Source organism: Bacillus sp. 522_BSPC (assembly GCF_001076885.1).
GTDB lineage: Bacteria > Bacillota > Bacilli > Bacillales > Cytobacillaceae > Niallia > Niallia hominis.
Genome location: NZ_JVDT01000088.1, coordinates 1 through 10,274 on the forward strand (window position 1 = coordinate 1; position 10,274 = coordinate 10,274).

The 10,274-nt window shown below is 34.9% G+C and carries 13 protein-coding genes; 10 read left to right on the forward strand and 3 right to left on the reverse strand.

Features of this window, described 5'->3' with window-relative positions:
- Positions 1–47: 47 nt before the first annotated feature.
- Entirely contained in the window at positions 48–374 is a 327-nt protein-coding gene (locus ADJ83_RS06975; protein WP_031540142.1) for a general stress protein, read from the reverse strand.
- Between the two features lie 199 nt (positions 375–573).
- Here ADJ83_RS06975 and ADJ83_RS06980 point away from each other — a divergent pair, with 199 nt between their 5' ends.
- The 7 genes from ADJ83_RS06980 to ADJ83_RS07010 all read left to right on the forward strand — a co-directional run bounded on the left by ADJ83_RS06980 (position 574) and on the right by ADJ83_RS07010 (position 5,115).
- Positions 574–1,323 (forward strand): DUF4230 domain-containing protein, encoded by a 750-nt coding sequence (locus ADJ83_RS06980; RefSeq protein WP_048717302.1) that lies wholly within the window; start codon positions 574–576, stop codon positions 1,321–1,323.
- Positions 1,324–1,337: 14 nt separating this feature from the next.
- On the forward strand, positions 1,338–2,015 hold the full coding sequence (locus ADJ83_RS06985) for a uracil-DNA glycosylase (RefSeq protein WP_048717304.1): 678 nt from the start codon (positions 1,338–1,340) through the stop codon (positions 2,013–2,015).
- 190 nt (positions 2,016–2,205) lie between these two features.
- Positions 2,206–2,385, forward strand: a complete 180-nt coding sequence (locus ADJ83_RS06990) for a hypothetical protein (RefSeq protein ID WP_031540148.1) — start codon at positions 2,206–2,208, stop codon at positions 2,383–2,385.
- Entirely contained in the window at positions 2,382–2,675 is a 294-nt protein-coding gene (locus tag ADJ83_RS06995) for a YwdI family protein (RefSeq protein ID WP_031540149.1), read from the forward strand. The genes ADJ83_RS06990 and ADJ83_RS06995 overlap by 4 nt, the downstream gene beginning before the upstream one ends.
- Before the next feature lie 67 nt (positions 2,676–2,742).
- Complete coding sequence (locus ADJ83_RS07000) at positions 2,743–3,114, forward strand: DUF423 domain-containing protein (protein ID WP_048717306.1); 372 nt, start codon at positions 2,743–2,745, stop codon at positions 3,112–3,114.
- 100 nt (positions 3,115–3,214) lie between these two features.
- Positions 3,215–4,354 (forward strand): YibE/F family protein, encoded by a 1,140-nt coding sequence (locus tag ADJ83_RS07005; RefSeq protein WP_414630336.1) that lies wholly within the window; start codon positions 3,215–3,217, stop codon positions 4,352–4,354.
- A complete protein-coding gene (locus tag ADJ83_RS07010; RefSeq protein WP_031540152.1) occupies positions 4,351–5,115 on the forward strand; it encodes a YibE/F family protein in 765 nt (254 codons plus the stop codon). The genes ADJ83_RS07005 and ADJ83_RS07010 overlap by 4 nt, the downstream gene beginning before the upstream one ends.
- Before the next feature lie 130 nt (positions 5,116–5,245).
- On the opposite strand, the gene gerQ is transcribed toward ADJ83_RS07010, so the two are convergent.
- Both gerQ and hemQ read right to left on the reverse strand, forming a co-directional pair.
- Positions 5,246–5,713 (reverse strand): spore coat protein GerQ, encoded by a 468-nt coding sequence (gene gerQ / locus ADJ83_RS07015; protein ID WP_031540153.1) that lies wholly within the window; start codon positions 5,711–5,713, stop codon positions 5,246–5,248.
- Positions 5,714–6,108: 395 nt separating this feature from the next.
- Positions 6,109–6,864, reverse strand: a complete 756-nt coding sequence (gene hemQ / locus ADJ83_RS07020) for a hydrogen peroxide-dependent heme synthase (RefSeq protein WP_031540155.1) — start codon at positions 6,862–6,864, stop codon at positions 6,109–6,111.
- 346 nt (positions 6,865–7,210) lie between these two features.
- Between hemQ and pta the strand changes: the two genes are divergently transcribed.
- The 3 genes from pta (at position 7,211) to ADJ83_RS07035 (ending at position 9,983) form a co-directional block, all read left to right on the forward strand.
- The gene (pta, locus tag ADJ83_RS07025; RefSeq protein WP_031540156.1) at positions 7,211–8,188 is read left to right on the forward strand and encodes a phosphate acetyltransferase; all 978 of its coding nucleotides are present in this window, start codon (positions 7,211–7,213) and stop codon (positions 8,186–8,188) included.
- 232 nt (positions 8,189–8,420) lie between these two features.
- A complete protein-coding gene (locus ADJ83_RS07030; protein WP_031540341.1) occupies positions 8,421–8,663 on the forward strand; it encodes a hypothetical protein in 243 nt (80 codons plus the stop codon).
- Positions 8,664–9,137: 474 nt separating this feature from the next.
- On the forward strand, positions 9,138–9,983 hold the full coding sequence (locus ADJ83_RS07035; RefSeq protein WP_031540340.1) for a lipoate--protein ligase family protein: 846 nt from the start codon (positions 9,138–9,140) through the stop codon (positions 9,981–9,983).
- Positions 9,984–10,274: the final 291 nt, after the last annotated feature.

Sequence of the window (10,274 nt, forward strand, 5' to 3'; positions counted from 1 at the left end):
TTCGTCTTTAAAGATTAGTTATTTAGATTTGTCCCAGCCTCTTTTTCTTATTGTTCGAGCGAACCAACAATAACTAACTTACCTGTATCCAAAACTTCCTCGTATTTAGATGCTTCTGCTTCAGTTAAGCCGACTGATTGCATTTTAGAACGCAATTCGTCTCCTCTTTTTCGGAAAACATTGCTGATAGAATCAAGTAATCCTTGTTCCTTCATGGATACATTTCCTGTTTCTGTCGCATTTGATAAATCTTCTGATCGGTCTTTATCATGTGCAAAAATATAAATATTTTCCTTTTTATAGCCTTGGTTTTCTAACGAATTAATAATATTACTTGCTTGTACACCATTTTCTACTACTTCAACTTTATACATAATGATAACCTCCTATTATAATAGTGGAATTTATCTATGTATTTTATATAGCCTTCTATAAACAAGATGAAACACCTAATCTATTGGTAATATTTTCATCTTTCGACATTTGGGAAATTGTACATAGATAAATATCCCCACAATCGACAAAATTCCTTATATAATAAAAGAAGAGATTAATAGAAACAGGAGGGGTCGAATGGTAAGCAAGAGAGAAAAGGAACAAATTAATCGAGAACTACGAGCAGGGAACAAGGAGCAAGCAAGTGCAACAATGGAGATAAATAACAGAAGGGGGATTCGTTTTCCCTCATTTGGTTTATATAAAGTAAAGAGAAGGCTAAATAAAAAAATCATGCTTTTTTTAAGTATTTTAATCATACTTTTAATAGTTGGGATAGTTGGATTGTGGAAAATTGCTTTTCCGAAAGAGCCTGTTGTAAAAACAGGAGCGTATTTAGAACAGATGAAAGATTTATCGACATTAGCCACTTCTCAAGCCTTTGTAAAAACGATCTTAGAAAAAGAAGATAATGAGATTTTTGGAAAAGAGATTGAGACAAATATTCCTGGAACAAAAAGAAAGATATTGTTAGTTGTACCGGGAACACTTACAGCAGGAGTCGATTTATCAAAATTAACGGAAGACCAACTTAAAATCAACGAAGAAGAAAAATCGATCACCATTTTATTACCTAAAGCAGCTTTTCTTCAAGATCCTGCTATTAATTTTGATGAAGTAGAGACTTATTCTGTTTCTGGAATTTTTAGAGGAGATGTGGAATGGGAAGAAGCCTATAGTTTAATGGATGAAGCAAAGGAAGTCATGAAGGAAGAAGCAATAGACCAAGGTATTTTAGTGAAAGCGGAGGAAAATGCTGAAAAAATATTGAAGGAATTCTATGGAAGACTAGATTATTCTGTTCAAGTAAGCTTTGAAGGGGAATAAAGGAGGGAGACGGGATGGCTACATCCTGGGAACAGCTATTAGAAAAGGAGCGCCAAAAGGATTACTTTATCCAATTAGAAGCATTCTTAGAAAAGGAATATAGTGAATTCACTATTTATCCAAAAAAGGAAGACATCTTTAATAGTTTATCATACACAACTTATGAAAAGGTGAAAGTAGTCATTTTAGGACAGGATCCTTATCACGGTCCAAATCAGGCACATGGATTAAGCTTTTCTGTTAAGCCAGAAGTGAAAATACCGCCATCCTTAAAAAATATTTATAAGGAGCTATATCATGATTTGGGCTGTCCGATTCCAAATCATGGCTATTTAAAAAGCTGGGCCGAGCAAGGGGTACTATTGCTAAATACGGTTTTAACGGTTCGCGCAGGTCAAGCTAATTCTCATCGTGGAAAAGGGTGGGAAGAATTTACAGATCAAGTGATACACATGTTGAATGAGAGAGAGGAGCCAGTCATTTTCGTGTTATGGGGTAATCCAGCTCAAAAAAAACTTGCTCTCATCAACCAAGAAAAGCATGGCATTATCTTATCAACACATCCAAGTCCCCTTTCAGCCCATCGAGGGTTTTTAGGAAGCAGGCCGTTTTCTACCATTAATAGAATGCTTGAAAATAGAGGGAAGACTCCTATTAATTGGTGCATAGATGATTTTTTAGTAAAAGAATAATATAATAAAGGAAATATATAGGCTGTGGATTATAGCACTAGCAAATTCAAAAAACGCTAAAAAAGCCCAAACAAAGAAAGTACGCGGATTTTTGTTGGCTACTTCGTTTTCTGGTTTATTTTAAAGCTGGGATACTTATGCCCCAGCCTCTGCTTGTGTTTTTCTTTAATGGATTAAGAAAGGGTATGGAATGGAAAAGAATAAGGTAAATTGTTATAAATGTAAGTTCTACTATGTAACATGGGATAGTCAGTTTCCTAAAGGATGTAAGGCGTTTCAATTTAAAGGAAGAACGATGCCTTCCGTTGAAGTAAAGAGAGCATCTGGACAAGAGTGCCTTCGTTTCCAGGCAAAAGGAGGGATGAAATGAATATATCTGTACAGCAATTGTTAGCTAAAATAGAGGATCAGTTACTAGAAGCAAAGACAAGCGATTCGGATGCAAGAATAAGGGAAAGAGTTTACGCTATTAAATCCTTATGCGAATTAGTACTTGAACAAGAGGGGAAAGAAAGCATAACCTACCAGCACCCTGTGCAAAAGCCATCCTTCCAAGCTATGCAAGCACCATTAACCATTCCAAAACAACAACCGATACAGACACAAACAAATAAAATAAAGATGGCTGAAGGAAATGGCGATTCTTTATTTGATTTTTAGATCGGATAGTTTTGTAAATGAAGGAATTTCATGATACCAATAATCTGCAAGAAAAAAGGAGATAAAAATGAAAACTTTTATCATTATTGGAGCCATCAATGCATTATTGTCCGTTGGTTTAGGAGCCTTTGGTGCCCATGGTCTAGAAGGTAAAATTCCAGATAAATATTTGGAAACATGGAAAACGGGAGTAACATATCAAATGTTCCATAGTACAGGCTTAATACTAATTGGCTTGCTCTTAGGGAAGTTTCCAGCAAGCAGCTTGTTAAACTGGGCAGGGTGGCTAATGTTTATTGGCATTATTCTATTTGCAGGAAGCCTATACATATTGGCAGTTACCCAGATCAAAGTACTAGGAGCTATTACACCAATAGGTGGCGTAGCATTTTTGACCGCGTGGCTATTAGTTATTATCGCTGTATGGAAGTGGATGTAAGAAGATAAATAAAAAAGGATAGGTGAGCAGAAGATAAAATGTTCTTACCTATCCTTTTTTTCTTGATTGAAGGATAAAATTTTTAGTAGAGAGGATGCTCTTGAAACAAATGATTAAAAAATTTACGGAAATAAGCAAAAAAATGAAAGGCTTTATTAGTATCGTTTTACTTACCTTTATAGGCTCGATTATTTTTGTTCATAATAACTACTCTTTTTATGAAAGGCCTATAGTGGAAGTAGTAAAAACGGAACTACTAAACCAAGCTGAAATAAAGGATCATGTAAATAATAAAGATAAATTATTTACACAGCAGATTATTGGAGAAGTAAAAAACGGAGAGGAAAAAGGGAAGCAAATATACCTAACGAATGAATTTACTTCCTCCAAGGCTAATAATGATGAATATCATATTGGAAGCGAGTTATTCGTTCATATCGATTCCGAGGTAGGAGAGAATGGATACCTCAAAGGAAGTGTTGACGATATAAAACGGGATAAATATTTGTTGATGATTACGTGGGTTTTTATTTTTTCCTTATTATTTGTAGGTAAAAGGCAAGGACTGTTTTCTCTGTTTAGTTTAGTCATTAATGCCATTATATTATCGATTGCATTGGATGTTTATGTAAACACTTCAGAGAAAAGTCTCCTTATAATTTGTAGTATCAGTGTTATTATATTTACGATTATTTCTCTTATACTCGTAAGTGGGCGAAATGAAAAAACATATGCAGCGATTATAGCAACCTTATTAGGTACTTTTCTTTCTTTAGCCATTACTTACTTCGTTTTATGGGTAACTTCAGAAAAAGGTCTTCGCTATGAGGAGCTACAATTTATTACTCGTCCTTATAAATTGGTTTTTCTAGCGGGATTATTTCTTGGGTCGCTCGGTGCTGTGATGGACGTAGCTATTACGATGTCTTCTTCCATATTTGGATTATATGAAAAGAATAACAATATATCAGTTAAAGCGCTAATAACATCAGGAAGAGAGATTGGAAAGGATATAATGGGAACCATGACGAATATTTTGCTCTTTGCCTATATTAGTGGAACAATACCAATGCTTATCCTTTATTTTAAAAATGCGTCGCCATTAGGTTTTACACTCTCGATGAATCTATCATTAGAATTGGCTCGAGCACTAGCTGGCGGTATAGGAATTGTGTTAACGATTCCGATAGGTTTATATATAACTATTTTTTTCGTTAACAGAAAGCGAGCAAGCGAATGAATGTATTAGTGGTGCTAGGTATTATTTTATTTATCTTAATGAGCATTATAGGTGGAACAAAGGGAGTAAATTCGTTTTTTGCACTATTTTTTAACTTTAGTGTGGTTATTATTATTACGATTTTCATGACTAACCCAAGCATAAATCCGATTATCCTAACCCTATTTGCAAGTATAGTAATTAGCTGTATCAACCTATTTTATATTAATGGAGTGAATATCAAAACAAAGACGGCATTCTTATCCACCATGATTACGATTACTCTTCTGCTCGTGTTTATTCTCTACCTATCGAATAAAGCAATGATTCAGGGATTTGGGGTCGAAGAATTAGAGGAACTTAGTATGTTTTCCTTTACTATCAGTGTAGATTTTATTAAAATTGGCACTTCTGTAATTATCATGAGTACAATTGGTGCCATTACAGACACAGCCATGGCCATCTCATCGCCAATGCGTGAAATTCATTTTCACAATCCTCATATTAGTAGAGGGGAATTATACAGGGCTGGATTAAGTATTGGCAAAGATATTCTAGGAACAAGTACAAATACATTATTTTTCGCTTTCTTTGGCGGATATATTGCCCTGCTAATTTGGTTTAAGGACTTATCCTATTCAATAGGAGAAATCATCAATTCAAAAATATTCAGTGCAGAAATGATTACAATTCTGAGTGCAGGAACTGGTGTTACACTTGTTATTCCTATTACTGCATGGATAACTGCTTATTTTTTGGTGAAGCATAAAATATCTAAATAGCTTGTATAACGTAAAAAAAGGGATTTTTTCCATTCCCTTTTTTATAAGCTGAAAGTATTGTAAAACAAAAAAGTACACCACTATATAAGTGATGCACTAATAATATTTTAATAACATAGGCGCTTTTGACTTATCTAGGCGGATATGTAGTTAGATTTGGTGCTGCAACGCCATACGGATATTCATACTCAATTTCTTCGTCAAATGTAACGTAATCCACATATAGCATTGGAATTAAATAGCGAGTTCCTGTTTGTGGATCGCTTAAGATAAGATGATCTCGCCCTGCAGCTTCAATAATGCCTTTAAAGATTTTTGCATTCCATTCTCTGTTGTTTTCAAATGTTGTATATACAGTTGCTATCTTCCCTTTGTTAAGGCGTAAAATATTCTCAATATAAGACGCTTCAATTGGCAGCTGTCCTGGCAAGGTAGTAGGTGTTGCACTTGGTGTAGGTGCAGGAGTAGGTGTAGGTACTCCTTGCTGAATCGGTGCTTGTGGCTGATACATTTGCTGATTCCCGTAGGTAGGAATTTGTCCGGGGAAATTCCCGTAGCCCTGCGGATAACCATAGTTTCCATAATTAGATTGACTCATTTTCATCCCTCCATTGTCTTTTATCCAATCTTCACAACATACTTCCAAGCATCGAAGTTGACCATAAAATGTAGAAATTAGAAGTAGACGGTGAATGTTAATTCATTCATAGGTCATCGCTCACTATTTCATCCTATGAGGAAACAGAATAAGTTATGACAAGGAGTTGCAATTTAAATAGAAGAGGTTATTAAGAAGGACTAGGTGAGGAACGTATATTGCCTTTAAGAGGCTTCAAGCAATATGAATTTTAACAATTGCTTAAGGTATATGATATATAGAATGTAGGTTTAAGAAAGCTATATGCGTTAAAAAAGGAGCGTTCTCTAAAAGTTTTGCTCCGTCATAGATTAAAAACTATACAAAGTTAAATTCTTTTAGAGAACTACTCCCATTTATTCATTTACATGTAGATAGTCTGTTATTGCCTCTTGTTTAAGAATGGTTCCTACAAAGAAAGAGCCGAATTCACCATAGCGAGCGCTCACTTCATCAAAACGCATTTCATATACTAGTTTTTTGAATTGAAGAACATCATCAGAAAATAATGTTACTCCCCACTCATAATCATCAAAGCCAACAGATCCCGTAATAATCTGTTTTACTTTCCCAGCATATTGTCTACCAATCATCCCATGGCTACGCATTAAGTCTTTACGATTTTCCATCGGAAGCATATACCAGTTGTCTTCCCCTTGACGACGCTTATCCATTGGATAGAAGCATACATAATTGGATGTCGGAAGGATAGGGTATAATCTTGCTTTCACATATGGATTTTCATACGGGTCTTTATCAGAATCCGATGGTAGATAATTGCTTAATTCTACAACAGACACATAGGAATGAGCTGGAATTGTAAATTCAGCTAGCTTTGTTTTGTTGAATTCTGTTTCTAGTTGCTGTAATTCTTCCATAGTTGGGCGCAGAATCATCATCATAAAGTCTGCTTTTTGTCCAACGATTGTATATAGGGCATGGCTGCCGCTAGTATTTTCCTGAACAACGTTCCATTTTTCCAAGAGTCCTTGAAATTCGTTGATTGCTGCTTGTCTCTCTTCATCAGGTAACATTTTCCAGGTTGTCCAATCTACAGTTCGGAAGTCATGAAGACAATACCAGCCATCTAATGTTTTTGCCGCTTCACTCATTTATATGTTCACTCCTTATTTAATAACGTTTATATGATTTTAACTATATCATAGTTTCTCCAGATACAAACGGAATAAACCTTGAGTAAATTGTGAACAAATTGTGACTGATATAAAAAGAAGTTTGAAATAGCACAATAAAGTATAAGGAAGATAATTATAGGGAAATATCAGATTGTATAAAGGGAGCATTTCATCCATATTTACTTTTATCTCATATGTATGAGGAACGTGAACTAATCGTGTTTTTGGGGGATAAAATTAGAAAAAAGTAAGGAATATTCCTTGAATTTTTACCATGGTAGAGTATCCTAATAAGTGTACATAAAAAGGAGGAAGAAATTTAATGAGTGATTTATTTACAAGTTTAAAAGAAAAAGTAACTGGTCAAAACGTGAAGATTGTTTTCCCAGAAGCATTAGATGAAAGAATTTTAAAAGCTGCTGGTCGTTTAGCAGAAGATAAAATTTTAATTCCTGTTTTAATTGGTGACATAGAAGAAGTTCAAGCTAAAGCAAACAATCTAGGTGTTTCTTTAGAAAACGCTGAAATTTATGATCCAAAGAAATATGCTCAGTTCGATGCACTTGTTGCTTCTTTTGTAGAAAGACGTAAAGGAAAAGTAACAGAAGAAGATGCTCGTAAAATCCTATTAGATGAAAACTATTTTGGAACAATGCTTGTATATGCTAACCAAGCAGATGGTTTAGTAAGTGGCGCGATTCATTCAACAGCTGATACTGTTCGTCCAGCTTTACAAATCATTAAAACAAAACAAGGCGTGAAAAAGACTTCTGGTGTATTCATCATGGTTCGCGAAGACGAGAAATACGTATTTGCTGATTGTGCAATCAATATTACTCCAGATAGCCAAGACCTTGCGGAAATTGCTGTGGAAAGTGCAAAGACAGCAAGAATGTTTGACATTGATCCACGTGTTGCGATGTTAAGCTTCTCTACAAAAGGATCTGCAAAATCACCAGAAACAGAAAAAGTAGAAGGTGCTTTAGCGGAGGCTAAATTAAGAGATCCATTATTAGTTATTGATGGTGAATTCCAATTTGATGCTGCATTTGTTCCGTCTGTAGCAAAACAAAAAGCTCCAGATTCTCCAATACAAGGGGATGCAAATGTATTTGTATTCCCAAGCTTAGAAGCTGGAAATATTGGCTATAAAATTGCACAGAGACTAGGTAACTTTGAAGCAGTTGGACCAATTCTTCAAGGACTAAATGCTCCTGTAAACGACCTTTCTCGTGGATGTAACGAAGAAGATGTTTATAAATTAGCTCTAATTACAGCAGGTCAAAGCTTAACGAAGTAATTTTTTAAGAAGGGCGTCTCCTTAAAGTTAGGGAGGCGTCTTTTTTGAGTTTCGCTATTTATCCCTCCCCTTATCCCACTTATGCAGAAGGATCATTATAAAATTTTAAAAAGGAATAATTAATAAAGAGTAGCAACTATGCTTTAAAAAGCTGATATTATTTAAAATAAACATTACCCATAAATAGAGAATCATAAGGAAATCAAGGAAGGGAGTTATAAGATTTATGGAAATAAGATGGAAAAGGGAAGACGTTGTTTTTGAAACATTATGGGAATCAGAAGTGTGGGCAGATTCAATAGCTAATGAGATTTATGGAAGAACTATTGATGGATATATAACTCTTGATTATAAAATAGCTTATGCTCTTTCTTTTTTCTTAGGATCCGTTCCTCATTTTGTTGTACATACCGAAAAAAAGGTATTAGACAATGTTTTTATATACAAAGTTTGGGTAACCCCTGGGCCAAACTAAATGAAAGTCTATCAATTTTTTTACTATTGGAGTGAAGATTTTTCTTCTAGGTTTATTTATAACTGAATTTGTTTATACTGTTTTTTTGAAAATAAACGGAAAAATTCCGTTTAAATGGGGAAATATCCATACTTCCTTAAAAATAAGGGACATTTTTTCGTTTATCGTATCCAAATCTTTGAATTTTGTCTTATTTAGAGCAGTTATTCGGAATATCTCCGCTTATATCTGCTGATTATGCTCGCTCTATATACATTAGCCGGAAATTCTCCGCCTATTTTTTTCATATTACAAGAAAATAAATAATAACAGAGCCTTCTTTTAAAAAAATAGTATGAAAATTACCAACAAAAACGAGAAGATATCTTTTGAAATAGCTCTAATTTCGTTATAATAAATCATTGTGAATGAATAATAAGACTATATCTTTAAAAAAGAGAATAGATGGTTGTTTAAACAAAAAGGAGCTAAGTGATGGTCGGCAATACTAGTTTGTTAAAACAGGATAAATGGAGAATCATCGATCAGTCCACAACAGGTTTACATGTATCAGCACTGCATTCATTTGGAATGGATGATACTTTATGTTCTTCTGTTGGAAGCGGGATAGTACCTGCTACTGCAAGAACTTGGGTACATGATCGGACGATTGTATTAGGGATACAGGATACGAGGCTACCTCATTTAAAAGATGCGTTAGCTTTTTTAAAAGAACAGGGCTACCAATATATTGTTCGTAATTCAGGTGGTTTAGCTGTTGTTTTAGATAAAGACGTGCTAAACATATCTCTTATTCTTCCAGAGCAGGAGAAACGAATTGATATTAACAGTGGCTATGAAACGATGTTCGAATTGATTCAATATATGTTTCAGGATTATGGCAAATGCATGGAAGCAAAGGAAATTGTGGGTTCCTATTGTCCAGGAAGCTATGATTTAAGCATAGATGGCAAAAAGTTTGCGGGAATTTCACAGAGACGCTTAAGAAGCGGAGTAGCTGTTCAAATTTATCTTTGCGTAAATGGAAGTGGGCAGGAAAGAGCGGACATCATCAAACAATTCTATTCTTCTGGTCTACAAGGAGAAACGACAAAGTTTGAATATCCAGAAATAAATCCTGAAGTAATGGCATCTTTAGCAGAATTGTTAGGAGTGTCTTTAACAGTCGATCAAGTGATGACTAAATTGCTACTCGCTTTAAAAGATCATGCCGAGTTTTTATTTGCAGATCAATTACAGGAAGAGGAACTACCGCTATTTGAATCCTATTATAATCGAGTTGTGGAAAGAAACGAGAAAATCATGCAGGCATTTCGATAAAATCAAAAAGAGGATAAGGAAGGGAATTTTAGTGAAAATATCCCTTTCCTTATCCTCTATTTATAATCAAGAATTTGTTGCCATCTCCTATTTCTCTCTTTTTTACCCAGTCCCATTCCGCTTTATGATCAATCCAGCTCTGGCGCCTATCAGCTAGCAAACTTCAGTCTCCTCCCTACGATAAGTCAACATCGACTCACTAGCGTTCGTCGTGTTTCCTTTATCTCAGTCGAAGCCCTCCAGTTTGAACGCTGATAAGCAAGGCGCCTCCGCTTTTTAATTAATCCAGCT

Bases quoted from the DNA above. Each gene is read 5' to 3' on its own strand.
- ADJ83_RS06975 (WP_031540142.1), bottom strand. From the start codon at position 374: ATGTATAAAGTTGAAGTAGTAGAAAATGGTGTACAAGCAAGTAATATT.
- ADJ83_RS06980 (WP_048717302.1), top strand. From the start codon at position 574: ATGGTAAGCAAGAGAGAAAAGGAACAAATTAATCGAGAACTACGAGCA.
- ADJ83_RS06985 (WP_048717304.1), top strand. From the start codon at position 1,338: ATGGCTACATCCTGGGAACAGCTATTAGAAAAGGAGCGCCAAAAGGAT.
- ADJ83_RS06990 (WP_031540148.1), top strand. From the start codon at position 2,206: ATGGAAAAGAATAAGGTAAATTGTTATAAATGTAAGTTCTACTATGTA.
- ADJ83_RS06995 (WP_031540149.1), top strand. From the start codon at position 2,382: ATGAATATATCTGTACAGCAATTGTTAGCTAAAATAGAGGATCAGTTA.
- ADJ83_RS07000 (WP_048717306.1), top strand. From the start codon at position 2,743: ATGAAAACTTTTATCATTATTGGAGCCATCAATGCATTATTGTCCGTT.
- ADJ83_RS07010 (WP_031540152.1), top strand. From the start codon at position 4,351: ATGAATGTATTAGTGGTGCTAGGTATTATTTTATTTATCTTAATGAGC.
- gerQ (WP_031540153.1), bottom strand. From the start codon at position 5,713: ATGAGTCAATCTAATTATGGAAACTATGGTTATCCGCAGGGCTACGGG.
- hemQ (WP_031540155.1), bottom strand. From the start codon at position 6,864: ATGAGTGAAGCGGCAAAAACATTAGATGGCTGGTATTGTCTTCATGAC.
- pta (WP_031540156.1), top strand. From the start codon at position 7,211: ATGAGTGATTTATTTACAAGTTTAAAAGAAAAAGTAACTGGTCAAAAC.
- ADJ83_RS07035 (WP_031540340.1), top strand. From the start codon at position 9,138: ATGGTCGGCAATACTAGTTTGTTAAAACAGGATAAATGGAGAATCATC.